This window comes from Arthrobacter sp. MMS24-T111, assembly GCF_054888995.1.
The window spans coordinates 1,489,600-1,515,055 of the sequence record NZ_JBTZRO010000001.1 but is presented as its reverse complement, the minus strand read 5'-3'; the positions used below and the strand labels follow the sequence as shown (position 1 = coordinate 1,515,055).

Here is a 25,456-nt window from a genome sequence, read left to right as displayed (position 1 = left end):
GCGCGCCACTCCCACCAAAGAAGCAGGCCATGAACACCAACAACTCCGCCGACGGTTTCGCCACCATCTCTGTCGCCGCCATCCTGGCCGAATCGGCACACCGGACCCCGGACAGCATTGCCCTCGTCGTCGGTGAGGACCAGGTCAGCTACCGGGACCTGTGGAGCCAGACCCGCGCCTACGCCGGAGCGTTGCGGGCCCGCGGCATAGGTTCGGGAGACGCCGTCGCCGTCCTGATTCCCAACGTTCCGGACTTCGCGCGGGTTTACTACGCCATCCTGTCCCTGGGCGCCATCGTGGTCCCAGTGCACGCCTTGCTCAAGGCCCGTGAGATCGAATATGTCCTGCAGGACAGCGGGGCCGGGCTGCTGATCTGCGCTGCCCCGCTCCTGGCCGAGGGTGCGGCGGGTGCTGCCGCCAGCGGAGTGGACGTGGTGACGGTGTTGGCACCGGACGACGACGGGTTCCCCCGGCTGGAGACGGCGGCCGCCGCCGCCGACCCCATCCGGACCTATGAACCCTGCCGCCCCTCGGACACGGCCACCATCCTTTACACCTCGGGCACCACGGGCAAACCGAAAGGGGCGCTGGGCACGCACTTCGCCCTGGTGGAACAGACCAGCGTCCTGCTCACCAGCGTGATGGACTTCCGGCCCGGCGACGTCCTGTTCGGTGGACTGCCCCTGTTCCACACCTTCGGCCAGACCGTTGTCCTCAACACGGGACTCCGCGCCGGTGCCACGATCGTCCTGATGCCGCGATTCACCGGCGCAGACGCCCTGCAGCTGCTGGTAAAGCACGACGTGAACATCTTCCTCGGCGTGCCCACCATGTACGTCGCTCTCCTGGAAGCCGCCAAGTCAGCGCCTGAACGGCCGGCGGCCTTGCGGTACGGCATCTCCGGCGGGGCCTCCCTTCCGCTGGCCGTGATGGACCGGTTCCGCGACGTCTTTGGGGTGGAAATCCATGAAGGCTACGGCCTCACCGAGACCTCCCCGGTGGCCGCCTTCAACCACGTGGGCACCCCTCCCCGGCCGGGAACCATCGGGGTCCCGATCTGGGGCGTGGACATCGAGATCGCCCGTCCCGAGACGGTGGAAAGCATCGAACTGCTGCCCAACGGGGAACTGGGCGAGCTCGTGATCCGCGGACACCTGCTGATGAAGGGCTACCTCAACCGCCCGGAGGCAACGGCGGAAGCGGTGGTGGACGGCTGGTTCCGCAGCGGCGACCTTGGGACAAAGGACGACGACGGCTACCTCACCATCGTGGACCGCAAGAAGGACATGATCATCCGCAATGGATACAACGTCTATCCCCGGGAGGTGGAGGAAGTCCTGCTGACCCACCCGGCCGTGGTCAGCGCCGCCGTTTACGGAATTCCGGACGAGATGCATGGGCAGGAGATCGCGGCCGCAATCGTACTGGACCCGGGAGCCGCCGTCACCGAATCCGAGCTGGTCGAGTTCGCCAGCACCCGACTGGCGGCCTACAAGTACCCGCGGGTGGTCAGGATCCTCTCCGAACTGCCCCTCGGACCAAGTGGAAAGATCCTCAAGCGGAAACTGGCCGGGGACGCCGGCTAAGCCCGCGGGACCGGCACACCGGAGGACAAACCCCAAAGCTTCCCCCGAAACCTCATGGACGAAGGCACCGCCGCGGCCGATTCAGGGCAGACTGATGCCATGACACTTGCACCGCTCATCCCCCTCAATGACGGCAACAGCATTCCCCAAATGGGCCTTGGCACCTGGCCGCTGGACGACGACCAGGTGGCTGCCGCCGTCGTACAGGCCGTGGAAGCCGGGTACCGGCACATCGATACGGCCGTGAAGTACGGCAACGAACGCGGCGTGGGCAACGGCATCCGGGCGAGCGGACTGGACCGCAGCGAGCTCTTCATCACCACCAAGCTCGACGGTGAGTTCCAGGGCCACGACCGCGCCGTCTCAGGACTGGAAGGCTCGCTGAAACGCCTGGGCCTGGAGTACGTGGACCTTCTGCTGATCCATTGGCCCCTCCCGGGCAGGGACCAATATATTTCCACCTGGCAGACGTTCGAGCGGCTGCAGGCGGAGGGAAAGGCCAGGTCCATTGGGGTGTCCAATTTCAAGCCGTCGCACCTGGAGCGCCTGATGGCGGAGACGGACGTGGTGCCCGCGGTCAACCAGGTCCAGCTCAGCCCCGCAATTACCCGGACCGCTGAGCGCGAATTCCATGCCAGGCACGGGATCGTCACGGAATCCTACAGCCCATTGGGTGGATCCGGAGCGGGTTTGCTGGGTGCCCCCATTCTGGCGCAACTGGCGGAAAAACACGGGAAAACACCCGGCCAGCTGGTCCTGCGATGGCACATACAAAACGGATTGGTAACGATTCCCAAGACCTCGTCCCCGGAGCGGATGCGGGAGAATCTGGACGTGTTCGATTTCGCCCTGGACCCGCAGGATCTAGCGGAACTTTCGGTCCTGGACGAGGGTCCCGGGGCCGGCAATGATTCCGACAAAACCGGGCACTAGAAACAGCCTGGAGAGCACTTTTTCCAAAACAGGTTGGCAAATAGATAGTAAGCATGATTACTATTGAGCCAGAAGGATGAAGTGCCTCCGGGACCCGGAGGCCTCCTCTACCTAGGAAGAGAGCAACAAATGGGATTTATTGCATTTCTGATTCTCGGACTTATCGCTGGTGCGATCGCTAAGGCGATCCTCCCGGGCAGGCAGGGTGGCGGCTGGGTCGTCACGCTGATCCTGGGCGTTGTTGGTGCGCTCCTCGGCGGCTGGCTGGGCGGAATGATCTTCGGCAGTGGACTGCAGGAGTTCTTCTCCATCCAGACGTGGCTGCTGGCGATCGTCGGCTCGCTGATCGTCCTTGCCATCTACGGCATGGTCACTCGGCGCAGCGCCCGCTAACACCTCGGGCAAGCCAGGAAGCCGGCTTGGGGACATCCTCCCCAGGCCGGCTTTCATTTCTCCGGCAACGGGCGCCCCCGCCCACTGCCGGAACTGACAACCCTCTCGCAGAGCAGGAGTTCATCGTGAAAAACAAGCTTCTTTTGGGTGTGGGCGTGGCTGTCGGCTACGTTCTCGGCTCACGGTCCGGCCGTGCAGCGTACGACAAACTGAAGGCGCGCGCGGCCGGCATCTGGGAAAGCAAGCCGGTCCAGGAGAAGGTCGCCGCAGCCACGGAGGCCGTCAAGGATAAGGCTCCTGAAGTGGCAGACCAGCTCGGCGAAGCCGCCCGCAGGGCAGGCACCGTGATCGGCTCCGCAATGCACCGCGACGGTGCGTCCGACGGGAGCCGGACCTCCGCCACCGTTCCGGGCATCTCTCCGACTGACAGCGCGGCAGGGGTGGGCGAAGACCACGTTCCCGCCCACAGTACCCACCCGGAGACCACCAACCTTGGCACCTCGGACATGGCCGGACGTTAGGCCTGACTCCAGGTCTTCGCCATAATTCAGTGCTGCAGCCGTGTGACAAGCACAGCCGGCCAGTGTTGTGCTACAACTGAATCGCCTTGCTGGCCGTCGCGATCCTTGGGGGACGCGGCGGCCAGCATTGTTTTAAGCGCGGCGGGGTCATTTCCAAAGGGCAGAATTCCTGCGCCGCGGCGGGACTTAGCCCCTGCCGGTCCCGGTCAGGGCGCGCCCCGCCACCACCGTCGCGTCCAGGTCCTCCGAGCGGACCGTCTGCGTCCGGAAACCGGCCCCGGACAGGATGGCAGCTGTGCCGGCCGCTTGGCGATCACTGGTTTCGATCAGCACGTGTCCTCCGGGTGCGAGCCACTCGATGGAGCCGGCGGCAACGCGTCGGTGGAAGTCCAGCCCGTCCTCGCCGCCGTCCAGCGAGGCCACAGGCTCGTGGAGCCGGGCCTCGGGCGGCATGGTCCTGATGGCCCCGGTGGGCACATAGGGCGCGTTGACAGCCAGCAGCCCGACCCGGCCGTGCAGCGAGGAAGGGAGTGCCTCGAACAGATCGCCCCGGTGGACGCGGCCGCCAAGCGGCCCGATGTTTCGCATCGCACACCGGGTGGCGGTGGCGTCGATGTCGGCCGCGTGCAGCTCCACGCCGGGCAACGCGTACAGGATGGCTGCCCCCACGGCACCGGACCCGCAGCACAGGTCGACGACCACCGGGGGTTCCGCCACTGACCAGCCGGACAAGAGTGCCACAGCGTGGTTGGCCAGCAGCTCAGTGCGGCGCCGGGGTACGAAAACCCCGGCCTCAACACCAATGCGGCGGCCCGCGAACTCCGCCCAGCCCAGCACGTACTCCAGCGGCACCCCCTCAACGCGCCGCCGCACATTCCGCGCGAGCTCTGCTGGCCCGGACGCTTCCGCCAGCAGCAGCCGGGCCTCCTCCTCGGCGAAAACGCAACCGGCCGAGCGCAGGAGGGTGACGATGTGGTCGAAGGCCCGGGTGGGGTGGCCGGCAACAGCGCTTGATTCAGGAACTGGCATGTCGACGCCTCTCAGGTGAATCAGCAGGAACACCCACCGCACCGGCCGCCAAGAGTTTCGAACGGCATCCGGCAGGCCTCCGAAACTGCAGAAAACGGCACGGCGCCCTCCTGCCACAGCCGGAATTCCCATGCTAGCGGCCAGCGCGATGCAGGGAAATGGGGCCCAGTCCTGCACCGCCTTTCCACCCCGTCACCCACCGCCCTCATAGCCGCCGGCTGACGGCAAGGCATCCGGGTAAGCCACCTTCCCCAAACGCTGGAGTAATCCGATGCAAGCGCTTACAGTTGTGACTTGGTTCACAAGGACAGCAAGCTGTCCTTTCGAGCTTCTCCTGCCGCATCCCCATGTCAACGGCACGCCTGTACAGCAGCGCTGCTTCCCAGGAAGGTCTCACCCTTGTTATTCCGCACCCCTCATGGCGCGCCCCCACGCGCCCACCTGCCGGGCACTCCGGCACCCTCCCAACACGTCCCTGCGTCCCGACGGAACAAACGGTCCCGCCGCGCCGCATTCCGGCCAACTGCCGCAGTCTGCTACACCGCTGCCCGGTCCGCCGCCGCATTGCTGGCAACGGCACTGGCCGCAGGCATTGCGGTTCTCCCGGCCCAGGCGGCGCCAGGGACCAAGGACCCCGGATCCGCTCCGGCACTGCATTCGCTGCGCGGCCCGGTGACCGACGAAAACTTCTACTTTGTCATGGCGGACCGGTTCAACAACGGCAGCACCGCCAACGACCAGGGCGGTCTGGGCCCGGATCCCATGGTGTCCGGCTTCGACCCCACCAAGAAGGGTTTCTACAACGGCGGCGACCTGGCTGGCCTGCTCAACAAGATCGACTACATCCAGGGCCTGGGCACCACCTCCATCTGGTTGACGCCCAGCTTCAAGAACAAGGCAGTCCAGCCGGAGGACAAGTCGGCCGGTTACCACGGTTACTGGGTCACCGACTTCACCCAGATCGATCCGCACCTGGGCACCAACGATGAACTCAAGGCGCTCATCGACCAGGCCCACGCCCGCGGCATGAAGGTCTACTTCGACATCATTACCAACCACACGGCGGACGTCATCGGCTACCAGGAGGGCGACCGCAAAGGCTACGTGTCGAAGGACGCCGCACCGTACAAAACTGCCTCGGGCCAACCGTTCGATGACCGGGATTACGCCGGCACCGGGACCTTCCCGCAGCTGGATGCCGGGGCATCCTTCCCCTACAAGCCGGTCCTGGCGCCCGGCGAAGAGAACCTCAAGGTGCCGGCCTGGTTGAACGATCCCACGCTCTACCACAACCGCGGCGACACCACCTTCACCGGCGAAGATTCCATGTACGGCGACTTCTTCGGCCTCGATGACCTCTTCACCGAAAATCCGACGGTGGTGCACGGCATGGAAGACATCTACAAGTCGTGGATCGGCAATTTCGGCGTGGACGGCTTCCGGATCGACACCATGAAGCACGTGAACAACGAGTTCTGGCAGGAGTTCGGCCCCAACGTCCTCAGCTACGCCAAGGAACACGGCAAGGACGAATTCTTCATGTTCGGCGAGGTGTTCGATACCAGCAAGAGCTTCACCTCCCAGTTCACCACCCGCAACAAAATGCAGGCAGTCCTGGATTTCCCGTTTCAGGATGCCGCCCGCAACTTCGCGTCCAAGAGCCAGGAAGCCAAAGCACTGCAGGCTTTCTTCGCCGGCGATGACTGGTACACCGACGCCGATTCCAACGTCTACGAGCTGCCTACCTTCCTGGGAAACCACGATATGGGCCGCATCGGCAGCTTCATCAGCCAGGACAACCCCGCCGCAGGCGACGCCGAGAAGGTGGCACGGGACGAACTGGCCCACGAGCTGATGTACTTCTCGCGCGGCAACCCGGTGGTGTACTACGGCGACGAACAGGGATTCACCGGCCCGGGCGGTGACCAGGATGCCCGGCAGACGCTCTTCGCCAGCAAAGTTCCGGACTACCTCGACGACGACCTGCTGGGCACGGACGCCACCCACGCCACCGACAACTTCAACCCAAGCCACCCGCTGTACGCCAAGATCCGGGAGCTTGCAGCCCTCACCAAGGAGCACCCGGCGCTGCGGAACGGCGCGCACCAAAACCGTTACGCCTCCGACGGCCCGGGCATCTACGCCTTCTCCCGCACGGACGCCCAGGACCAGCGCGAATACGTGGTGGCATTGAACAACAGTGCCCAGGCCCGGACGGCGGACGTTCCCACCTACATCGCCAAGCGCAGCTACACGCGCGTCTACGGCGAAGGCGCAGATGAAGCCAAAACCTCCGACGACGCCAAACTGACAGTGACCGTCCCGCCGCTCTCCGCCGTCGTCTACGAATCCTCAGGCCGCATTCCGCACTCAAAGGCCGCTCCCGCCGTCGCCCTCCAGCAACCGGCGGCAGCCGCGAGTGACAACGGACGCATCCAGGTGACGGCCGACGTCGACGGTACCTCGTTCAACGAGGTCACCTTCGAGGCCAGGACGGCAGGCGGCAGCTGGGAACCGATCGGGACGGACGATACCGCCCCGTACCAGGTATTCCACGACGTGGCGGCCCTGGATGCCGGGACACCGCTGGAATACCGCGCCACCGTGCTGGACAACGGCGGCCACACAGCCACCAGCCAAAGCCGCTCCACCAACGTTCCCGCGCCCGTGCTGACCCTGCAGAAGCCGGCCGACGGCAGCAGCGTCGAAGGCAAGGTTGAACTCAGTGCCACCGCCGACCCGGAGAAGGCAAGCCATGTGGTGTCCTTCGAGCGCAGCGTCAACGGCATGGACTGGACTGCTGTGGGCACAGACTCGTCCTCGCCCGTGTACTCGGCCACTGATGACGTCTCCGGACTGGCGGACGGCACCAAGGTCCAATACCGGGCCGTGATGACTGGCGCCGGCTTCAACATCACCAGCAACACCAGGACTGTCCTGGTGGGCCAGGCCCCGCAACCCGATTCGGTCACGGTGGCCGGATCACTGAACCAGGCGATGGGCTGCAGCGCACAATGGGACCCGGCCTGCTCCCAGGCACGGATGGCGCTGGACCCGGCGGACCGGATCTGGCGGCTGACCGTGGACCTGCCGGCCGGGAAGTACGAATACAAGGCAGCGCTCAACGGCGGCTGGGACGAAAACTACGGCGCAGACGGCCAGCTCAACGGGCAGAACATCGTGCTGGACCACCCCGGCGGCCCGGTCACGTTCCGCTATGACAACAGCACCCACCTGCTCAGCGCCGTCTACGCGTCGCAGCAGCCGGCCGCCGTGGCAGCCGCCGGAAGCATGGACAGCGAGCTGGGCTGCGCCTCGGACTGGGAGCCGTCCTGTCCCCAGGCGCAGCTGGTACTGGACCCTGCCGACCTCCTCTGGAAGCTGTCCATCCCGGACCTCCCGGCGGGAAGCTACGAGTTCAAGGCCGCCCTCAACAAGTCATGGGACGTCAGCTACGGAGCGGGCGGGGCAACGCCTGGCGCCAACATCGTGTTTAAGCACGACGGCGGCCCGGTCACCTTCCGCTACGACCACTTCATCCATGTGATGACCGCCGGCTAGCGTTCGCCGGCAACACCGAAGGGCCCCGCCGCTTCCCGGGCAGTTCACGCAGCGGCGGGGCCCTTCGTCAATGAAGACCAGTCAGGACCCGTGCAGGGCCCCCTCCACCACCGCGAGCAGCGAACTGAACCTCTTGTTGGCCGGGAGGTCGTCCAGGAAAACCGGCTTGCCGTCGGGGCCGCCCAGAGGCACCTGCCAGTTGGGGTACAGCGCTTCGGTGGTCCCGGGCTGGTTCTGGACCCGCCGCTCCCCTACCGCATCCACCAGGGCCACGCCGAGCAGTACCGAGGGCGCCTGGGCCAGCAGCAGGTGCAGCGCCTCGATGGTGTTCTCCTCGGCACCGGGTTCGCCCGGTCCGGTGGCATTCGCCTCGGTGAGATAGCCGCGTTCGCGCAGCAGGGCGAACATCTTTTCCAGCGACGCGTTGTGTTCGGCCCGCTCGTCCTCCTCGGAGCGCTCCAGCAGGCCAAGACGGCTCCGCAACGCCACATGGTCCCCGGCGAGGTAGCCGGCGGTGGGCGGGAGGTCGTGGGTGTTGACGCTGGCGAGTGCCTGCGTACGGTACTTTTCGGGCGCCAGCGGAGAGTCGCCGTCGTACTCGAACCACAGGATGGACGTGCCCAGGATGCCGCGGGCAGCGAGGTAGTCACGCACCCACGGTTCAAAGGTTCCCAGGTCTTCCCCGATCACCACGGCACCGGCGCGGTGCGCTTCGAGGGCGAGGATGCCGATCAGGGCCTCATGGTCGTACCGGACGTAGGCGCCGTCCCCCGGCGCGTTGCCTGCGGGGATCCACCACAACCGGAACAGGCCCAGGATGTGGTCAACGCGGATGCCGCCGGCGTGCCTGAGCACGGTGGCGAGCATGTTGCGGAACGGCTCGTAGCCGGTTTCGGCAAGCCGGGTGGGGTGCCATGGCGGCTGGCCCCAATCCTGGCCCTGCTGGTTGTACATGTCCGGCGGTGCGCCCACGCTGGTGGCCGGCGCCAGCACGCCGCGCAGCGTCCACGCGTCGGCACTGCTGTGGTCCACCCCTACGGCGAGGTCGTGCACCACTCCCAGCCGCATTCCGGAGCGCAAGGCTGCCTGCTGGGCTTCTTCCAACTGTTCGTCGCAGATCCACTGAAGCCAGCGGTGGAAACCGATCCGGTCCGCCAATTTCTCCCGCAGTGCCTCCGCCTCGCGGGTTCCGATGGCGCAGGCCGGGTCTGTCCAGAGCGGATCGTCCGGCGCGAGGTCCTCCCTGATGGCGGACCAGAGGGCAAAGTCGTCCAGGCCGCTGCCGGAGATATGGCAGAACTCGTCGAACGCCGCCTGCCGGGCCGGCGAGCGCCGGGTGTGGTACAGCATTTCCAGCGCCTGGAGCTTCGCCGCGTAGACGGCATCGCGGTGCAGCCGGGCCCCGTCCCTGTTCAGCCCGGCGACTTCCTCGTGCAGCTTTTCCAGCGCCGCCCGTTTCCGCGGCCGCAGGTAGGCAAGCTCGGGGACCGCCTCAATACGGATGTAGAGCGGGTTGAAGAACCGCCGCGTGGACGGGGAATAGGGCGAGGGCTGGATGGGTGGCACCGGTTCCGCCGCATGCAGGGGATTGACCAGCACATAATCGGCGCCGCGCCCGCCACTGATCGCCGCCAGGTCCGCCAGGTCCGCGAAATCGCCGATGCCCCACGAACGCTTGGACCGGACCGAATACAACTGCGTGGCCAGGCCCCAGCCGCGCCGCTCCATCAGGGGCGCCGCCGTGTCCAGGCGCGCCGGCGTCACCACCAGCGTGGCGGTGGCCGTGGCGCCCTCGGAGTCGGCGTGCAGGGTATGCCAGCCCAGCGGGAGATCCGGCGGCAGGGAAAAGGTGGCGCGTCCGGTGGGGATGCCGTCGACGTCCCGGGGCTGGACCCAAACGTCCTCCTGGGCCGCCTCGAGTGAGCCTGCGCCGCCTTCGAGGGCGACCGTCAGCCGGGCCGTTGCGCCGTCCCGGACATGGACCGGAACCTGGGCGGGCTCACCCTGCTTGATGACGACGGCGGGCGGCAGCATCCGCCGCCATGGCGCCAGTTCCGCTTCCGCCAGGGCAGCTTCGATGTGCTGGTTCGTATGGGCCTGCACACCCAGGGCGGCGAGCACCTTGATCAGCGTTGGCGCGGCCACGGAGTGCGGGAGCCCGTCCCAGCCTTGGAAGGACGTGCCCACCCCGTGCGCATCCGCCAACTGCTGGAGCAGGTGCGGATCCACCGGCGCCTGGGCGGCGGGAGGGTCTGCGGGCATGTTTGGCCGTGGTTCGTGCTGGTCTGAAGCCGTCATGGGTGTCCGCCTCGTCTGTGATGGTCCCGAACTTACAGTGCTGCCTGTTGCCCCGGGAGCTGACACCCCAGTGCACAACCGTTGGTTCAGATTATTGCAGGGGGCAGCCGGGGCGAAACCCGGGCCGCGGATGGCGGCGGCCGCCACAAAACGTCATCCTGCGGCGCTCCGGTTACTCCATGCGACGAAAAGAGAAGGACTAAGGCGGAATTCTGCGGCCGTCCGCGGAATCTGTGTAGCGTCATGACGATCCACGGCGCGGCAACTATATGGAGGAGACCGGAGATGAGCCTTAGCGAACTGCGGGTGTTCGGACGGTCAGGCACCCCTATCAGCCCGCTCACCCTTGGCACCATGAACTTTGGCGAAGGAACCGGTGGGCCGCCGGGCGCCCCCACAGGCGCCGATGAGGCCATCCGCATCATCCACGCGGCGCTTGATGCCGGCATCACGGCGGTGGACACCGCCGATGTCTATTCCCAGGGCGAGTCCGAACAGGTGGTGGGGAGGGCACTGCGCGGGCGGCGGGATGACGTCTTCCTGGCCACCAAGTTCCACGGCCAGATGAGCCCCAATCCGGCGCACTCGGGCAACTCCCGCCGCTGGATCACCCAGGCCGTCGAGGGCAGCCTCCGCCGGCTGCAGACGGACCGCATCGACCTATACCAGGCGCACCGGCCGGACTACAACACCGACGTCCTGGAAACCATCACCACCCTCAACGACCTCATCCGCCAGGGCAAGATCCTCTACTACGGCACGTCGGTGTTTACCCCGGCGCAGTCGTCGAAGCGCAGTGGCTGGCAACCACCAACCACCTGATTCCGCCGCTGGGCAACCAGGTTCCCTATTCAATGCTGGTCCGCGGCAACGAACGCGACGTGCTGCCCATCGCCCAGCAGTACGGTCTGGGCGTTCTGGCGTACGGACCCTTGGCGGGCGGCTGGCTTTCCGGCAGCTTCGTCCTTGACTCGGGGAAGCCGCCCACCCGGGTGCACACGCTGCCGGGGCGGTACGACATTTCCGGGCCCTCCAGCGAACGGAAGCTGCTGGCAGCGGATTCCCTGGCCCGGCTGGCGGACAAGCTGGAGATGCCCCTGGTGGACCTGGCCGTCGGCTTCGCCCTGACCCACCCCGCGATCAGCAGCGTAATCGTCGGCCCGCGCAGCGAGGAACACCTCCAGGCATACCTCCGCGCCGCGGATGTCCAGTTGGGCGAGACGGTCCTGGACGCCATCGACGATCTGGTTCCGCCGGGGACCAACTTCGTGGAGCGGGACGCCGGGGCAATTGTCCCGTCCATCGAGTTCGCCGAATTACGACGCCGGTAGCGGGCCCACGGGCGCGGCAGAACGGTCCGCCTCCGGCAGAACCGTCACGGCCCGGCGTCGAACGACGCCGGCGGGCGGGACGGCCGGGCGGGCGGGGCGGGCGGGGCGGGCGGGGCGGGCAGGGCGGGCCGCCGGGGAAACTATTGACTAAGCGGTAGAAGACTTCTACGGTCGATAGCGAAACCGCCTCCCAGGGAATACAGGGGCTGCCATGCCAATGTCCGATGAGGAGCGACGCCTGCTCAAGGAGCTGGAACTGGGGCTGATCGCGGACGATCCCCATCTGGCCATGGAACTGCTGTCCGGCTATCCAGCGCGCCGTTTCCCCACAGCCCTCCTCCCGGGATTGGCGGTGGCGGTCATCGGCCTGGTGTTGATCCTGGCGGGGGCAGGCCTGCCGGCGCCGGGCGCGGTGGTGCTAGGAATCCTGCTGCTGGGGCTGGGCGCCTGCCTGTTGCTGGGCCCCATCGGGTTGAACAGGAGCACGCGGCGGCAGCCCACCGCCTGACGGCGCCGCTGGTGAGCGCGGACCCGGGATCGCTGCCGGCCCTGGTACGGCCCGGGTGCGCGGCGCCAGGATGAACAGGCTGGCCAGGACCGCGGCGGCGCCAAGCCAGCCGAGCGCCGGAAGCCGTTCACCCACTACGAATACCGCCAGTACGGCGGCAACCACCGTTTCGAGCAGCGAGATGCCGGTGGCCGTGCTCGCCCCCACCCGGGCAAGGCCCCAGCCGAACAGGAGATAGCCGGCGAACATCGGCACCACCGCCATATAGGCGCCGACGCCGACCGTGGACCAGGAGGCCAGGAGTGGGCCGCCCGTCAGGGCAAGGACCGGCATCAGGAAGAGCCCGCCCAGGCCAAAGACCGTGCCCATGGCCGCCCTGGGTGTGACACCGTCCCCGATCAGGCGGTGGGCTGCCCAGGAATACAGGGCGTACGTGCTGCCGGCCAGCAGTCCCAGGGCCACTCCCGCCGTGGTGGTCCAGGAATCCGTGGCGGCGGGCCCGGCAGGGCCGTGCCCGGCAAAGGAAAGGAGCGCCGCTCCACCCACTCCGAGCATTGCCCCGGCAATCCACCGCCGGCGCAGTGGATTCCTGTCCGCCGCCCGCTCGATGAGGGCCGCCGCGATGGGGGCCGAGCCGATGGAGACCACAGTTCCCACGGCCACGCCGGAGAGGTGCATTGAGCTGTAGAAGGCCAAGGGATAGACAGCCACCGCTGCCGCCCCCAACAACACCAGTCGCCACCGCCGGAACAGGCCGGCTGGCCGGCTGGCAATGTGCCGTGCGGCGTACAGCGCCTGCAGCAACCCTCCGGCCCCCATGGCCACCGCGCCGATGGCCAGGGGACTTACATCCGGTGCGAAGGTGGCGGCCGTCCCGGTGGTCCCCCAGAGGACGGACGCCGCCACCACGGACAACGCTCCCCAGGGCAACGCAGGGCGGCGTGGAGTGGAGTTCACAGCGTGTCCAACAGTTGCGCGGCGATGGCCCGGGCTTGCCGCAGCGGCGCGTCGCCGCCCTCCAGGCCTGCCCTGGCCATGGCACCTTCGAGGAGGAAGGCCAAGTGGGCGGCAACGGCGGGCGCTTGCCCCTCCCTCCCGGGCAACAGTGCCGTGACGTGCCGGGCCAGGAGTTCCTCTACTTCCTCCTTGTGGAGCCGCACTGCAGTCCGCCCGGGGTCCCCTGCGGGCAGTTCAGCCGCCGCGTTCAGCAGCCCGCAGCCGCGGAATCCGTGCTGGTAGGCGGCATTTGCGTGGTCCAGGTAGGCGTCGAAGACCGCCAGTGCCTGCTCCGCCGGGGTCCCGGCCTTTTCCAGCCGAGTCCGGTAAAGGCCCAGCCACTCCTCATGCCGTGCTTCCAGGTAGGCGGCCACGAGGTCCGCTTTGGACGTGAAGTTGTTGTAGAGGCTCTTTTTGGCCACGCCCGCCTCCGCAGTGATCGTGTCGATCCCGGTGGCCGCAACGCCGCGGTCGTAGAAGAGGCGGGCGGCGGCGTTGATCAGCAGTTCCCGGGCGGGACGCCGGCTGGTCGCCGAGGCGTGTGACACAGGCATGGGGCTCCTTGCGGTGGCAGTAGGTAGACCAGTCTACCTACTGCCATCGCCACGCGGAATACCCGTTTGTGGATCAGGCGGTGCGGACCGCCCGTGCGGACAGGCCTTGGAAGCTCCGTGGCCAGCCGTTCCACCAGGAAGCCGGGGGCACGGTGATATCGGCCAGGACGTGGGCCTCATCCTGGTCCAGTTCCTCCAAGGCTGCGAACTGGGATTCCAGCAGGGTCCGCGGCATGAACTCATGGGCGCGGGCTTCCATCCGCGCGCCAATGGTGTCTGTGCTTCCGGTCAGGTGGATAAACACAACATCCGGCGCAGCGCTGCGCAGCAGGTCCCGGTACCGGCGCTTCAACGCTGAGCAGGCGACGATCGGCGGGACTGTCGTGACGCCGTCGGCCTTTCCTGCGAGCAACTCCCCCAGCGTGCCAAGCCAGGGGTCCCTGTCAGCGTCCGTGAGCGGTATGCCGGCGCCCATTTTCTGCTTGTTGGCGGCCGGATGGAAATCGTCGCCATCGAAGAACGGCATGTCCAGGCGCAGGCCCAGCAGGGAGCCCATGGTGGATTTCCCCGAACCGGACACGCCCATCACCACCAGGGGCGGCAACGGGGCGTTCACCGGCCCTCCCCTTTCCCGTCGAAGCTGAGGAGGACTTTGCCGGAGCTGGTGGAGTCTTTGGCCATTTCGAAGGCGTGCAGGGCGTCCTCCACGGGGTATTGGTGGGTGATGACGGGGTCGATGTGCAGTGACCTGTCGGCAAGCGCCGCGATGACCTCGTCGATTTCGTCGTTGAAGCGGAAGGAGCCTTTGAGGTCCAGTTCGCGGGTGATGGCCAGCGAGATGGGTAGCGGCTGCATGCCGGTGGGCAGCAGCCCCACCATGACCACGGTCCCGCCGCGGACCGCGCCGCGGATGGCGGAGGCCAGGCCGTGGTGGTTGCCGGAGGATTCGATCACCACATCGGCCTCCACGGCGGCGATCGCTTCGGTGTCTGCGGCGTTGATGACCTGGTCCGCGCCGACGGCCCGGGCGATCTCCAGGGGTTTGGGATGGAGGTCCACAGCGGTGATGTGCGCGGCTCCAGCGCGTTTGAGGACCGCGACAGCGAGGGCACCGATGGGGCCGGAGCCGATCACCAGCGCGGTCTTCCCGGCCACGTCCCCGGCCCGGGAGACCGCGTGCCAGGCCACGGACGCGGGCTCGACCAGGGCGGCCGTGCGCAGGTCGATGCCCTCGGGCAGGGCCCGCAGCATCCGGACGGGCAGGTTCACGTACCGGCTGAAGGCGCCGTCCGTGTGCGGGTTACGGGCGGCGCTGCCCAGGTACGTGCACCCGGGTGAGAGGTTGGGCCGGTCCACAGGGTACCGGGCCGCACCCGGGCCCGGGGTGGCGGGGTGGACGGCGACGGCGGTTCCAGGCTGCGGGCCCTGGCCGTTGGCCGCGGCGCGGACCACCACACCGGAAATCTCATGGCCCAGCACCAAGGGCGCCTTCAGGATGGACTCCCCGGCCGCGCCGTGCAGCCAGTAATGCAGGTCCGACCCACAGATCCCGCCATACAACACCTCAACCACGGCCTGGTCATCCGCCGGCCGGGCCAGCGGGACCACATCGACCCGGAGGTCCCCCGCGGCGTGCGCCACCACGGCCGGCCCGGAGCCGGGCAGCATCTGGGCCCCTGCCTGGACAGGTGCGTTCGCGGGCATCAGACCACCACCGTCATTCCACCGTCGATAAAAATGGTCTGCCCGTTCACGAAATCCGACCCGTCCGAAGCCAACCAGACCACCGGCCCGGCCAGATCCTCCGGCGTGCCCCAGCGATGGGCCGGGGTCCGGCCCAGGATCCAGGCATTGAACTGCTCGTCATCCACCAGGTTCTGCGTCATCTCCGTATGGATATACCCCGGCGCGATCCCGTTCACCTGCAGACCGGAAGCGGCCCACTCGGCCGTCATCGCCCGGGTCAGGTTCCGCAGCCCACCCTTGGCCGCAACATACGGGGCGATCGTCGGGCGGGCCAGGTCCGTCTGCACCGAACAAATATTGATGATCTTGCCCCGGCCCCGCGGAATCATGTGCCGGGCCGCTTCCCGCCCCACCAGGAACGCACTGGTCAGGTCCGTGGAAATCACCCGCTCCCAATCCGCCACCTCCAACTCCAACATCGGCACCCGGTGCTGGATCCCGGCATTATTCACCAGAATCTCCAACGGACCCACATGCTCTTCGATCCACGCGATACCGCGGGCTGCCGCCTCACCGTCGGTAACGTCAAACGCGATGCTGGCGATGCGGCCGGCCGGAAAGTCGGCGGCGAGCGCGGCTTCGGCTTCCTTGAGCCGCTCCGGGTTGACGCCGTTCAGCACCACCGTGGCACCAGCGTCGGCCAACGCCCGGGCGAGCGAGGAACCGATACCGCGGCTGGAGCCCGTCACCAACGCAACCCGACCGGTCAGGTCGAACAGGGAGCTCATGCGAACGGTCCCTGCTGCACCAGGTTGACCGGGGTTTCGCCGGCTGCGAGGGCCTCAAGCTGCCGTTTCAGGAGTTTGAGGATCCGCGGCTCGAACGCTGACGCGTTGCCGCCAACATGCGGAGTGATGAGGGCGTTCTCCGAGGACCAGAGCGGGTGGCCGGCGGGCAGCGGTTCGGGATCGACGACGTCGATGGCGCAGTGCAGGCGGCCGGACACCACTTCAGCCGAGAGGGCGTCGGTGTCGATCACGGAGCCGCGGCCCACGTTGACCACCAAGGCTCCGTCCGGCAGGGCGGCCAGGACCTTGGCTCCCACCAGGTGGTGGCTCGCCTCGGTGAGGGGAAGGACGGAGACCAGGATGTCGTGGCTGGCGGCGAGCTCTACGAGTTCATCCGGACCGTGGACCTGACCATCCGCATCGGTACGGGCGGCGCTTCCCACCCGGGTCAGTGTGACTTCGAAGGGCTCCAGGCGGCGGGCCAACTCCTTCCCGATTCCGCCGATGCCCAGCAGCAGGACCTTCCGGTCGGCCAGCGACTGGCGGCGTTGCGGGTTCCAGCGTTCGGCCTGCTGGTCCCGGACAGCCTGGTCAATGCCGCGCAGTTTGGCGAGGATGAGGCCAACGGCCAGCTCCGCGGTGGCAGCTGCATGGACGCCCGAGGCGTTTGCCACCCCGGCGGCCGGACCTGCTGCCTCGCGGACGCCGTCGAACCCTGTTGACTGTGTTTGCACGAACTTCAGGTCCGGGACGCTGCCAAGGGAACCCAGCACGGCGCCGGCGTCGATGTAGGGGAGGATGACGCCGTCGATCCCGCCCAGGTGGGCGCCCGGTGCTTCCGTCATGTCCCACACCACCCCGCGGAGGCTGCCCGGAAGTGGCGACAGCTGGGCCAGGAGCTCGGAATCGGGAAAACTGACGGTTTGCACGTGCTGCATCGTTGAAGGCCTATCGGTTGGTGGGAAGGTGCTGCGGGCGGATCGTTATGCGTCGCGGCGGTCGAAGGTCAGTCCGCCGGGGACCTGGAAGGTGGGCATGAGCTCGAGCATGCCCACATTCACGTGCCGCGGGGTTTCGATGGCGTAATCAAGGGCATTGACGATGTCGTCCGTGGTGAGCGATTCGTAGCCCTCGTAGTAGGTCTGCCAGGCTTCTTCCATGGCCTCGGGGCTGCCGCCCAGGTTGCGGCCGAAGATTTCGGTCTCCACGCGGCCGGGGCAGATTTCGGTGACGCGGATGCGCTTGCCGACCGTGTCGTTGCGCAACTGCCGGGAGATCTGGTGCACGGCGGCCTTGGTGGCGTGGTACGCGGTGTGGCCGTAGAAGTTGTAGAGCCCGGCGATTGAACTGATGTTGACCACGTGGCCCAGGTCCCGCTCCACCATGCCGGGCAGTACCAGCCGGGTGAGCTGCAGCAGGCCGCGGAGGTTGACGTCGATGAGTTCGTCGATGTCCTGCTCGGAGGAGTCCAGGATGTTGCCGGTCCGGGAGACCCCGGCGCAGTTCACCAGGACGTCCACCTTGAGGTCGCGGACGACGCCGGCCAGGGCGGCGGTGTCGGTCAGGTCCACCACATGCGGGACTGCTCCCGTGCGGTCGGCCAGTTCGGCGAGGCGTTCCTCGTTGCGGGCCACCGCGTGCACGGTCAGTCCGCGCTTGGCAAGACGTTCGGCGATGGCCGCTCCCATGCCGGTGGACGCTCCGGTGACGAGGGCTGTGGTGTAGTCGGAAAAAGGCACAGGGACTCCAATAAGTGGTAAGTGGCGGGCTCTTAGGTCCGGCAACGGGCTTGGCGTAGTGGTTGGCAGGGGTTAGGGATCGCGCGGCAGTTTGTGGGTGCGGTCCCGGGCGGGAGGACGGGCATTCATGATGTTCAGGCTCCTGACGCCGGGCTGAGTTCGTGCCAGCGCTGGCCGGCGCCGACGCCGAGGAGTCCGAAGACCGTGTTCACGGTGTTCCGGAGTCTGTCCAGGTCCAGGCAGGCTGCGCGGTGCATGGCTGTTGCTTCAGCCACGGTTGTCTTTCTGAAGGTGACGGTGTGTCCAGGCCTGGATTGCGCCAGGACATCCAGGGAGCGGCTCGTGACGACCCCCAGGACCGGATAGCCCGCCGTAACGCCGCGTCCCCGGTGCAGGACCAGCAGTTCGTCCCGGGACGGAACCTCGATGGCCCCCACCGGGACACCGCGGGAGAGGACCTCGGAGGTGAGCTGGCGTTCGGGCAGTGCGCCGCCTAGCCGGAGTCCGATGTGGTTGCTTCGGGGGCTCACGGTGTACTGCGTGGTGAAAAGCAGGTCTGCGGTGTCGCCGAATTCGGCTACGTCCGGCCCGTCGGTGACGTCGATGACCGGGTGGGTTGTGAATTCCGGCTTTGCCAGCCCCAACCGGAACAGGGGCAGGCCGAAATGTGGCTGGGTGATCGGTGCGGTGGTCTTTTGCGTTGCAAGCCGGGTGCCCTCTACAAGTTTCAGTCCGAAGCCCACCACCGTGTCCGGTGCGCAACTGCCCAGCAGGGTGGGGACGGTGAAGGAACCGCGGACGGCGATGTAGGCCCGGAGACCGGTGCGGATTCCGCGGACCGTCACTGTTTCGCCGGCCCGGACGGAGACGGGCTCCCACTGGGGGCAGCCGCGGCCGCCCACAGAGAGGTCCAGCGGCGCGCCGGTCACGGCGATCAGCAGGTCCGTGGTGGCGCGCATCCTGAAGTCCAGGGCGGTGAGTTCCAGCAGCGGATCGTTGTCCCCGTTGCCGGCCAGGATGTTCGCGGCCTTGGCCGAAAACTGGTCCAGGGCGCCGTTGACGGGAAGTCCGAAGGCAGGACCCTTCGTCCGGCCAAGGTCGGTGACGACGGAGTGTCCAGGTTGGAGGACGATAAGTGACCCGGTCATGGCCGGGCCTCCAGGAACTGCCCCTCGTACTTTCCGAAGTCCTCCGGGGGAATGCGGTAGAAGCGCAGTTCATCGCCGGGGACGTAGGGCACCAGGGGTTCGCGTGCTGCGTCCAGGACCGTCAGGGGGGTCTGGCCGATGACGCACCAGCCGCCTGGTGCGACGGCGGGCGCGATCACGGCTTGGCGTCCGGCCACGGATACTGCCCCGGCGGGTACGGACAGCCGCGGGTCCTTGAGCCTGGGGACGGGGACCGGGAAGTCTGGTCCGTCCATCATGGGCGAGCCTGCCGGCGCTCCGAGGCAGCGGATGACGTAGGTCTTGGCCGTGTGCCGGGCGATCACGTCCTGGACATCCAGGCCCTGGTGTTCTGCCACGCTTTCCAGGTCCGGCCCGTAGCTGCCGCCGTACACGACGGGTACCTCGAAGCGGCGCGGCTCGCGCAGGGTGGTGCCCACAAAGTCCAGCTGGCGCATCCCCAGGAGGATGAACGCCCTGACCTGGCGGGCGGAGGTGAGGTAGGGGTCGAATTCGACCAGGACGGAGTCGTAGGTGGGAACGGCGCCGTGGATGCCGTCGACGCCGACGGTCGCCAGCCAGCCGGCCAGGGAGTGGACGGTGGCCCAGTTGGCTTCTGCGTCACCGGACTGTGCCACCACGCGCAGGGCGGCGTCGCCCGACTCGTAGATCTCCAGCATTGTCCGGCTGGTTGTCGTTGGGGCGGCCATGGTCAGGAGACCTTTTGCTTTGCGGCGAGCACTTGTGCCAACGGGGCAATGGTGACGCCCGCGGCGACCAGTTCGCTGCGGACCAGGCGGGCAAGTTCGACGGCGCCCGGATTGTCGCCGTGGAGCAGCACCGTGTCGGCATGGACGGCGATGTCGCTGCCGGAGACTGTTTCGATGAGTCCTTCGGTCACCATCCGCACAGTGCGCCGGACAATGACGGAGGGGTCGTGGATCACGGCGCCGGGCCGGCTGCGCGGCACCAGAGTCCCGTCATCCTGGTAGGCTCGGTCCGCGATGCCAACGATGGCCACCCGCAGGCCGCGCTCCGCCGCCGCAGTGGCGAGTTCACCGTCCTGCGCCAGGATGATCAGTTTCGGGTCCACCCGGGCGGCGGCATCGGCTACGGCTCGGGCGTAGTCCGCGCGGGTGGCCACCAGGTTGCCCAGGCGGCCGTGGGGAGCCAGGTGGGAGACGGTCCCCCCGTGGTAGGCGGCAAACGCCGACAGGGCACCCAGCTGGTAGATGACGTCGTTGCGGACTTCGTCAGCCGTGAGGTCCATGGCCCGGCGGCCGAAGCCGCGAAGATCCGGGAAGCTCGGATGGGCGCCGATGCCGACTCCCGTCCTGACACATTCAGCCACGGTGGCGTCCATGATGTCAGGGTCCCCTGCGTGGAAGCCGCAGGCGATGTTGGCGCTGGACACGATGTCCAGGAGGGCGTTGTCGTCGCCGATCGAGTAGGCGCCAAAACCTTCACCAAGATCCGCTACGAGATCGACTGTGGGCATTGCGGGCCTTCCTCTGCTGGTGCTGCGGGTGTAAATCAGTGTGGCATCGGGATTGGAGCCACACAAAGACGAATGCGGTATCACGCTATAGGGAACAGTTATGACCTTTGGAGGCCGCTATTGGCGACCTAAAAACGCAAGCGGTCCTTATTTCGTGACGACAAGACTGGCCCTTTCCAACAAACCATTTCCCTGCTTATGCACAAAACATATGCCGGCATCAAAACCGGCGATGGCTTGGGTCGGGATAGAATGCTCTGGTCATTGGAAAGTCATCTGCAATTAACCTATGCCCGAGACTCGGATCACACAAAGACGTATTGCCTGTCCCGCCATAGCGCCAACGTATGACCCCGCATGCTGTGCCGTCCCCGGCTGGAAAAGAGGAGCGCTATGGACACCCGGAAGCTGGCGTACTTCGTGAAGATCGTTGACTCGGGAAGCATCACGAAGGCGGCCGCCGCCCTCCACGTCGCCCAGCCGGCGCTGAGCCAGCAGGTGTCGGCCCTGGAAACGGAACTGAAGCAGCGGCTCCTGATCAGGAGCAAGCAGGGCGTGGAGCCCACGGCGGCCGGCCATACCCTCTACCGGCACGCCCAGACCATCTTGCGCCAAGTGGAGCAGGCAAGGATCGATGTCGCAGCTTCAGGGGCAGCACCTTCCGGGCGCGTCTCCATAGCAATCGCCCCCTACAGCATGGCCTCAAGCCTTACCCCTCGGATTATCCGCGAAGTAGGGCGGCGCTACCCAGACATCGTGCTGCACCTGACCGAGATATACGGCGGCGTACTCAGCGAGGCCATCAAGAACGGGCGGCTGGACATGGCCCTCATCTACGAACCGGGGCCCATCCGGGGTGTGCAATTCACTACCCTCATCGTCGAGGACCTGTACCTGGTGGTCAACGCCGCGCGGGAGCTTCCGGTGGATCCCGGGGCCGGCACCATCACCCTGGAAGCGGCGGCCACGCTGGGCCTGTTCCTGCCCGAACGGATCCACACCCTCCGCCAGGTGGTGGAGGCGGGCTTCGACAGCAAGGGCCTCACGCTGCATCTGGTGGGGGAAGTGGAATCGGTGCCGTCCCTGACCAGGCTGCTGCGCAGCGACCTGGGCGCCACCATCCTGCCCAAGTCGGCCGCGGATGCCCTGTTCCATGAGGAGGACTTCCGGGTCCTCCGGATCACCGGACCTGCACTGCAGTGCAAGATCGCGCTGTGCACTCCGGACCACGAACCGCTCTCCGAGGCCGGTTCCGCCGTCCTGCTGGTACTGAAGGAAATGCTCCAGGAAATGCTGCGCAGCAAATACCAGCCGCTTTCCAGTGGAACACCCTCCGCTGGCGCGGATGCATCATAAGCGGCCCTTATCAGGTCACGCTCCATTAGTCTTATCCATAGATTTTGCTGAGTCCTAGGATAAAAGCCATAAAGGTTCGCCAACGGCGTTTACCCGGCACAAATGATTCCCTTGGAGCCCAGCATGAAAAAGATCACCAGCCTGCAATACCGGAAATCCACGGAACGAAGGATCCAGCTTAAGGCCAGCACCGGTTCGCATTGCCCCACCAATGGTTTCTGGCGGGCCGAGGACGGCGCTGCCTCGGATCCGGTGTTTGTCTTCGAGGGCAGCATGATGCCGCCGGGCAAGCGCGGATCCACCATGTGGTACCTGGACGACTCCCAGGTGGGGCCGCCTGCGTATCTTCTTCCCGGGATGAACTGAGGTGGCTTGAACCACCGCACCGCCGGCGGCCAACAGAAGGCCCGGAGTTCCAGGAGGAACTCCGGGCCTCTGTGGTTCAACCCCATCGGCGTGAAGCTACAGCGCGGGCTCCAATTCGGCGTCTTCCACCAGCAGCCCCTTGGCCTTCAGGACCTCGGTCAGCTTGCACAACTCGATGGTGGTGCCACCCTCCTTGTAGCGGCGGATGAGGTCGTCCTCAGCGTCCACGCGTGCCTGCGACAGCTTGATGACTTCCTCGATCTCATCCTTGCGGACCACCACCACACCGTCGGCATCACCCAGCAGGACATCGCCCGGATAGACAATTTCGTCGCCGAACACCAGGGGATGGTTGATCGGGCCAATGGTTTCCTTGACGGTCCCCTTGATGCAGACACTGCCGGAGAACACCGGCAATCCGAGTTCAATCAGGTCCTTGGTGTCGCGGACACCTGAATCCGTGACCATACCCGCCAGGCCTTTCGCCTTCATGGCGTTGCCCAGCACGTCGCCGAATGTCCCGGCTTCCTCGTACTCACCGGCTGCCACGAGGACAACGTCGCCCTTCCGGGCGTAGTGGATGGCCACCTGAAGCATCAGGTTGTCCCGCGGTGCACAGACCACGGTGACGGCGGGGCCGCAGAAGGACATGCTGCGGTCAATCGGCTTGATCTTCGAACTCAGCGCACCTTTGCGGCCCTGTGCTTCATGCACTGTGGCAGAGGAGAACTTGGAAAGTCGCTGAACGGCGTCTTCGGAAGGGCGGTCGAATTTCGTTTTGACATGGATCATGAGGTGCTCCTGTTTTGTAGAAAGCGTGGGCAGAGTAGTGGTTGGGTCAGGCAAGCGCCCTGACGGCCTTTTCGATGGCAGCGATGGCATCCTCGATCACCGGCAGCCCGGTGGCATAGGAAATCCGGAAGTAGGGGCTTAGTCCGTACGCCGATCCCTGGATGACGGCAACTGACGCCGCTTCCAGCAGGTACAGCGTGAAGTCCTCGTCGTTGCTGATCTGCCTGCCATCGGGCGTCGTCTTGCCGATGACCCCGGCGCAGTTGACGTACGCGTAAAAGGCGCCTTCCGGCGTCGCGCACTGCAGGCCATTGACCGCGTTAAGCCCGGAGACTGCCGCATCACGCCGTTCGCGGTACACCTCCACGCTTTCGCGGACGAAAGCATGGTCTCCGGTGAGTGCCGCGGCGGCAGCCGCCTGGCTGATCGAGGACGGGCAGGAGGACATTTGGGACTGCAGCTTGTTGATGGCAGCCACCAGGGGCGCCGGACCGCCGGCGTAACCCAGCCGCCATCCGGTCATCGCGTAGGCCTTGGACACCCCGTTGGTGACCAGCACACGGTCCTTAAGCTCAGGGGCAACGGCCACGAAACCCGTAATGGGCTCTTCGCCGAAGTGGATCTCATCGTAGATCTCGTCAGTGAGGACATAAACGCCAGGGTGGTCCTTGAGGACGGCGGCCAGGCCTGCCAATTCTTCGCGGGAGTACACCGCTCCTGTGGGGTTGGAGGGCGTGTTGAGGATGACCCACTTGGTGCGCTCCGTCAGTGCGCCTGCCAGTGCCTCAGGGGTTAGTTTGAAACCGGTGTCCTCACCACAGGAAACGATGACGGGGGTGCCTTCGTTGGCGAGCACCATGTCCGGGTAGGAGACCCAGTACGGTGCGGGAATGACAACCTCGTCGCCCGCGTCGAGGGTGGCCATGAATGCGGTGAAGATGACCTGCTTGCCGCCTCCCCCGATGGTGATTTCGCCGGCGGTGTAGTGCTGCCCGGTTTTGCGGTGCAGCGTCTGCAGGATGGCCTTTTGCAGTTCGGGCGTCCCGGTGACCGAGGTGTACTTGGTTTCACCGCGGTCGATGGCTGCGACGGCAGCGTCCTTGATGTGCTGGGGCGTGTCGAAATCCGGCTCGCCGACCGTCAGGTCCAGGATCCGGCGGCCCTCGGCCTTGAGCTCCCGGACACGGGCCGCCGCGGCAACGCTGGGTGAGGATTTGATACGGGTTACGCGTGATGCGGGCACGAATTCAGGCATGGTGTCTTCCAGGCTTCCGGTACGGATGAGGGTGGTTCATTCGAGCCTAGGGAAAGAGCCGCCCCCTTGGATAAGACCTAAAGTGCGTGGACAGATAAGCAGCCCTTATGACGGAGCACCTAGAACTTTCGCCTATTGCTCCACGCACTTTCGGTATTGCCCTGCCGGCTTGCCCGGGGCGTAACCTGCAGGGTGGATCACGGGCCCACTGAAGGCACACCGCCGGCCCCCGCGACGCCTCCAAGGCCGACGGGCCGAACCGCAGGAGGGGTACGCCTGCCGGCGGGGAGCCGCGCGGGCACGGAACACCAACGGAGACAAGGAGCAGAGGTGCCCGGCAGAAAAACTCACGATCGGATACCCCCGCGTTCAGCCAGCGCCGGAAAGGCCTCGGCCGGCGTGGCAGCGTACCGGTACCGCGGCGTCCCGAAGCCGGACCCCGCCACCGCCCGAGCCCAACAAGCCCTGGCCATGCTGGCCCAGCTGAGGACGACCCTGGCACTTCGGTCCAGCAGGGTACGCGCCCTCACCACCGAGTTGGGTGATTGCCTCGCCCAGGCCGTGTGCGATGGCGTGAAAGTTGCCGCGGTCGCGAAGGCCGCCGGACAGCCCGCAGCCAGTATCCGGTCTGCCGCGCTGGCACGCGGCGAGCTGCACCCGTCCGGCCAATCCCAGAGCGGCCATCTTCACCTCATTGCGGGATTGGCTTCGGAGCTGGCGGCAGCCGAAGGCGCCCGGAGTGACGCGGAAGAACAACGAACGCAGGTACTGGCCCGGGCCAGGAAATCCCGGCTCCTTGACGACTACCAACTTGCCGGGGCAAGCGGGCTTAAGTCCGACGAAATCCGCAAAATGACCAGAGGCGTCGGCTTGCGTGTGGCCCAGCCGCAATAATCGTCCCGGCTGATCCCATGCCGGCGGCCCTCCGCTCTCCCATCCCCGTTCCACGGCGAGCTTCCTGTCGTCCAACGTCTACAGGTTCGGCGACTCCAAGCCATAACAAATCGCTATGTAGGTACATAAAAGCCGACTTTGTGTGACCCATACCGCAAACGTTAACTTGATGTTTGAGGCCGGTCCGCAAAGCCGTAAACACGATT

23 protein-coding genes and 1 pseudogene are annotated in these 25,456 nt (G+C 66.5%); 10 read left to right on the top strand and 14 right to left on the bottom strand.

What is annotated here, in order from left to right; all coding sequences use genetic code 11:
• Positions 1 to 29: 29 nt before the first annotated feature.
• From ACX5I6_RS07025 to ACX5I6_RS07010, 4 genes are all read left to right on the top strand, one after another.
• Positions 30 to 1,586 (top strand): long-chain-fatty-acid--CoA ligase, encoded by a 1,557-nt coding sequence (locus ACX5I6_RS07025; RefSeq protein WP_461839980.1) that lies wholly within the window; start codon positions 30 to 32, stop codon positions 1,584 to 1,586.
• A gap of 99 nt (positions 1,587 to 1,685) precedes the next feature.
• Positions 1,686 to 2,519 carry an aldo/keto reductase gene (locus ACX5I6_RS07020; RefSeq protein ID WP_461839979.1) on the top strand — a complete coding sequence of 278 codons (834 nt, stop codon included), beginning with the start codon at positions 1,686 to 1,688 and terminating at the stop codon, positions 2,517 to 2,519.
• A 129-nt stretch (positions 2,520 to 2,648) separates the two neighbouring features.
• Positions 2,649 to 2,912 carry a GlsB/YeaQ/YmgE family stress response membrane protein gene (locus tag ACX5I6_RS07015; protein WP_018763745.1) on the top strand — a complete coding sequence of 88 codons (264 nt, stop codon included), beginning with the start codon at positions 2,649 to 2,651 and terminating at the stop codon, positions 2,910 to 2,912.
• 125 nt (positions 2,913 to 3,037) lie between these two features.
• Positions 3,038 to 3,433, top strand: coding sequence for a YtxH domain-containing protein (locus ACX5I6_RS07010; RefSeq protein WP_461839978.1), 396 nt, complete (start codon positions 3,038 to 3,040; stop codon positions 3,431 to 3,433).
• A gap of 186 nt (positions 3,434 to 3,619) precedes the next feature.
• On the opposite strand, the gene ACX5I6_RS07005 is transcribed toward ACX5I6_RS07010, so the two are convergent.
• Positions 3,620 to 4,462, bottom strand: a complete 843-nt coding sequence (locus ACX5I6_RS07005; protein ID WP_461839977.1) for a putative protein N(5)-glutamine methyltransferase — start codon at positions 4,460 to 4,462, stop codon at positions 3,620 to 3,622.
• A gap of 399 nt (positions 4,463 to 4,861) precedes the next feature.
• Between ACX5I6_RS07005 and ACX5I6_RS07000 the strand changes: the two genes are divergently transcribed.
• Positions 4,862 to 8,023 (top strand): alpha-amylase family glycosyl hydrolase, encoded by a 3,162-nt coding sequence (locus tag ACX5I6_RS07000; RefSeq protein WP_461839976.1) that lies wholly within the window; start codon positions 4,862 to 4,864, stop codon positions 8,021 to 8,023.
• Positions 8,024 to 8,104: 81 nt separating this feature from the next.
• Here ACX5I6_RS07000 and malQ read toward each other — a convergent pair whose 3' ends face one another.
• Positions 8,105 to 10,321 carry a 4-alpha-glucanotransferase gene (gene malQ, locus ACX5I6_RS06995; protein WP_461839975.1) on the bottom strand — a complete coding sequence of 739 codons (2,217 nt, stop codon included), beginning with the start codon at positions 10,319 to 10,321 and terminating at the stop codon, positions 8,105 to 8,107.
• 285 nt (positions 10,322 to 10,606) lie between these two features.
• On the opposite strand from malQ, the pseudogene ACX5I6_RS06990 reads away from it, so the two are divergent.
• A pseudogene (locus ACX5I6_RS06990) lies at positions 10,607 to 11,652 on the top strand (aldo/keto reductase).
• A 211-nt stretch (positions 11,653 to 11,863) separates the two neighbouring features.
• A complete protein-coding gene (locus ACX5I6_RS06985; RefSeq protein WP_461839974.1) occupies positions 11,864 to 12,160 on the top strand; it encodes a DUF3040 domain-containing protein in 297 nt (98 codons plus the stop codon).
• Here the strand turns inward: ACX5I6_RS06985 and ACX5I6_RS06980 are convergent.
• The 10 genes from ACX5I6_RS06980 to ACX5I6_RS06935 all read right to left on the bottom strand — a co-directional run bounded on the left by ACX5I6_RS06980 (position 12,071) and on the right by ACX5I6_RS06935 (position 20,587).
• Positions 12,071 to 13,117, bottom strand: a complete 1,047-nt coding sequence (locus ACX5I6_RS06980) for a DMT family transporter (protein ID WP_461839973.1) — start codon at positions 13,115 to 13,117, stop codon at positions 12,071 to 12,073. The two genes, ACX5I6_RS06985 and ACX5I6_RS06980, sit on opposite strands and share 90 nt — an antisense overlap.
• Positions 13,114 to 13,710, bottom strand: coding sequence for a TetR/AcrR family transcriptional regulator (locus ACX5I6_RS06975; RefSeq protein ID WP_461839972.1), 597 nt, complete (start codon positions 13,708 to 13,710; stop codon positions 13,114 to 13,116). Before ACX5I6_RS06975 ends, ACX5I6_RS06980 begins: the two co-directional genes overlap by 4 nt.
• Before the next feature lie 73 nt (positions 13,711 to 13,783).
• Complete coding sequence (locus ACX5I6_RS06970; RefSeq protein ID WP_461839971.1) at positions 13,784 to 14,326, bottom strand: gluconokinase; 543 nt, start codon at positions 14,324 to 14,326, stop codon at positions 13,784 to 13,786.
• Positions 14,323 to 15,414 carry an L-idonate 5-dehydrogenase gene (locus tag ACX5I6_RS06965; protein WP_461839970.1) on the bottom strand — a complete coding sequence of 364 codons (1,092 nt, stop codon included), beginning with the start codon at positions 15,412 to 15,414 and terminating at the stop codon, positions 14,323 to 14,325. Before ACX5I6_RS06965 ends, ACX5I6_RS06970 begins: the two co-directional genes overlap by 4 nt.
• Complete coding sequence (locus ACX5I6_RS06960; protein ID WP_461839969.1) at positions 15,414 to 16,184, bottom strand: SDR family oxidoreductase; 771 nt, start codon at positions 16,182 to 16,184, stop codon at positions 15,414 to 15,416. The genes ACX5I6_RS06965 and ACX5I6_RS06960 overlap by 1 nt, the downstream gene beginning before the upstream one ends.
• The gene (locus ACX5I6_RS06955; RefSeq protein WP_461839968.1) at positions 16,181 to 17,122 is read right to left on the bottom strand and encodes a 2-hydroxyacid dehydrogenase; all 942 of its coding nucleotides are present in this window, start codon (positions 17,120 to 17,122) and stop codon (positions 16,181 to 16,183) included. The genes ACX5I6_RS06960 and ACX5I6_RS06955 overlap by 4 nt, the downstream gene beginning before the upstream one ends.
• 45 nt (positions 17,123 to 17,167) lie before the next feature.
• Positions 17,168 to 17,923: an SDR family oxidoreductase gene (locus ACX5I6_RS06950; RefSeq protein WP_018763292.1), complete on the bottom strand. Its 756-nt coding sequence runs from the start codon at positions 17,921 to 17,923 to the stop codon at positions 17,168 to 17,170.
• A 134-nt stretch (positions 17,924 to 18,057) separates the two neighbouring features.
• A complete protein-coding gene (locus ACX5I6_RS06945) occupies positions 18,058 to 19,071 on the bottom strand; it encodes a 5-oxoprolinase subunit C family protein (RefSeq protein WP_461839967.1) in 1,014 nt (337 codons plus the stop codon).
• Positions 19,068 to 19,799: a 5-oxoprolinase subunit B family protein gene (locus ACX5I6_RS06940; RefSeq protein WP_285246875.1), complete on the bottom strand. Its 732-nt coding sequence runs from the start codon at positions 19,797 to 19,799 to the stop codon at positions 19,068 to 19,070. Before ACX5I6_RS06940 ends, ACX5I6_RS06945 begins: the two co-directional genes overlap by 4 nt.
• A gap of 2 nt (positions 19,800 to 19,801) precedes the next feature.
• Entirely contained in the window at positions 19,802 to 20,587 is a 786-nt protein-coding gene (locus tag ACX5I6_RS06935) for a LamB/YcsF family protein (protein ID WP_307358925.1), read from the bottom strand.
• 393 nt (positions 20,588 to 20,980) lie between these two features.
• On the opposite strand from ACX5I6_RS06935, the gene nac reads away from it, so the two are divergent.
• Together nac and ACX5I6_RS06925 are read left to right on the top strand one after the other, a co-directional pair.
• Complete coding sequence (nac, locus tag ACX5I6_RS06930) at positions 20,981 to 21,943, top strand: nitrogen assimilation transcriptional regulator NAC (RefSeq protein WP_461839966.1); 963 nt, start codon at positions 20,981 to 20,983, stop codon at positions 21,941 to 21,943.
• Positions 21,944 to 22,066: 123 nt separating this feature from the next.
• Complete coding sequence (locus tag ACX5I6_RS06925; protein ID WP_461839965.1) at positions 22,067 to 22,309, top strand: hypothetical protein; 243 nt, start codon at positions 22,067 to 22,069, stop codon at positions 22,307 to 22,309.
• A 96-nt stretch (positions 22,310 to 22,405) separates the two neighbouring features.
• Here ACX5I6_RS06925 and ACX5I6_RS06920 read toward each other — a convergent pair whose 3' ends face one another.
• Both ACX5I6_RS06920 and ACX5I6_RS06915 read right to left on the bottom strand, forming a co-directional pair.
• Positions 22,406 to 23,101 (bottom strand): 4-carboxy-4-hydroxy-2-oxoadipate aldolase/oxaloacetate decarboxylase, encoded by a 696-nt coding sequence (locus ACX5I6_RS06920; RefSeq protein ID WP_461839964.1) that lies wholly within the window; start codon positions 23,099 to 23,101, stop codon positions 22,406 to 22,408.
• A gap of 46 nt (positions 23,102 to 23,147) precedes the next feature.
• A complete protein-coding gene (locus ACX5I6_RS06915) occupies positions 23,148 to 24,356 on the bottom strand; it encodes an aspartate transaminase (RefSeq protein WP_461839963.1) in 1,209 nt (402 codons plus the stop codon).
• 399 nt (positions 24,357 to 24,755) lie between these two features.
• Here ACX5I6_RS06915 and ACX5I6_RS06910 point away from each other — a divergent pair, with 399 nt between their 5' ends.
• The gene (locus ACX5I6_RS06910) at positions 24,756 to 25,250 is read left to right on the top strand and encodes a hypothetical protein (protein ID WP_461839962.1); all 495 of its coding nucleotides are present in this window, start codon (positions 24,756 to 24,758) and stop codon (positions 25,248 to 25,250) included.
• The last annotated feature ends 206 nt before the right edge of the window (positions 25,251 to 25,456 follow it).

What these genes read in the sequence shown, in the direction of transcription:
- ACX5I6_RS06960 (WP_461839969.1), bottom strand. Translation starts at nt 16,184, where the DNA reads ATGAGCTCCCTGTTCGACCTGACCGGTCGGGTTGCGTTGGTGACGGGC.
- ACX5I6_RS07005 (WP_461839977.1), bottom strand. Translation starts at nt 4,462, where the DNA reads ATGCCAGTTCCTGAATCAAGCGCTGTTGCCGGCCACCCCACCCGGGCC.
- ACX5I6_RS06915 (WP_461839963.1), bottom strand. Translation starts at nt 24,356, where the DNA reads ATGCCTGAATTCGTGCCCGCATCACGCGTAACCCGTATCAAATCCTCA.
- ACX5I6_RS06965 (WP_461839970.1), bottom strand. Translation starts at nt 15,414, where the DNA reads ATGCCCGCGAACGCACCTGTCCAGGCAGGGGCCCAGATGCTGCCCGGC.
- ACX5I6_RS06920 (WP_461839964.1), bottom strand. Translation starts at nt 23,101, where the DNA reads ATGATCCATGTCAAAACGAAATTCGACCGCCCTTCCGAAGACGCCGTT.
- ACX5I6_RS06975 (WP_461839972.1), bottom strand. Translation starts at nt 13,710, where the DNA reads ATGCCTGTGTCACACGCCTCGGCGACCAGCCGGCGTCCCGCCCGGGAA.
- ACX5I6_RS06985 (WP_461839974.1), top strand. Translation starts at nt 11,864, where the DNA reads ATGCCAATGTCCGATGAGGAGCGACGCCTGCTCAAGGAGCTGGAACTG.
- nac (WP_461839966.1), top strand. Translation starts at nt 20,981, where the DNA reads ATGGACACCCGGAAGCTGGCGTACTTCGTGAAGATCGTTGACTCGGGA.
- ACX5I6_RS06955 (WP_461839968.1), bottom strand. Translation starts at nt 17,122, where the DNA reads ATGCAGCACGTGCAAACCGTCAGTTTTCCCGATTCCGAGCTCCTGGCC.
- ACX5I6_RS07025 (WP_461839980.1), top strand. Translation starts at nt 30, where the DNA reads ATGAACACCAACAACTCCGCCGACGGTTTCGCCACCATCTCTGTCGCC.
- ACX5I6_RS06935 (WP_307358925.1), bottom strand. Translation starts at nt 20,587, where the DNA reads ATGCCCACAGTCGATCTCGTAGCGGATCTTGGTGAAGGTTTTGGCGCC.
- ACX5I6_RS06940 (WP_285246875.1), bottom strand. Translation starts at nt 19,799, where the DNA reads ATGGCCGCCCCAACGACAACCAGCCGGACAATGCTGGAGATCTACGAG.
- malQ (WP_461839975.1), bottom strand. Translation starts at nt 10,321, where the DNA reads ATGACGGCTTCAGACCAGCACGAACCACGGCCAAACATGCCCGCAGAC.
- ACX5I6_RS07020 (WP_461839979.1), top strand. Translation starts at nt 1,686, where the DNA reads ATGACACTTGCACCGCTCATCCCCCTCAATGACGGCAACAGCATTCCC.
- ACX5I6_RS06925 (WP_461839965.1), top strand. Translation starts at nt 22,067, where the DNA reads ATGAAAAAGATCACCAGCCTGCAATACCGGAAATCCACGGAACGAAGG.
- ACX5I6_RS06945 (WP_461839967.1), bottom strand. Translation starts at nt 19,071, where the DNA reads ATGACCGGGTCACTTATCGTCCTCCAACCTGGACACTCCGTCGTCACC.
- ACX5I6_RS07015 (WP_018763745.1), top strand. Translation starts at nt 2,649, where the DNA reads ATGGGATTTATTGCATTTCTGATTCTCGGACTTATCGCTGGTGCGATC.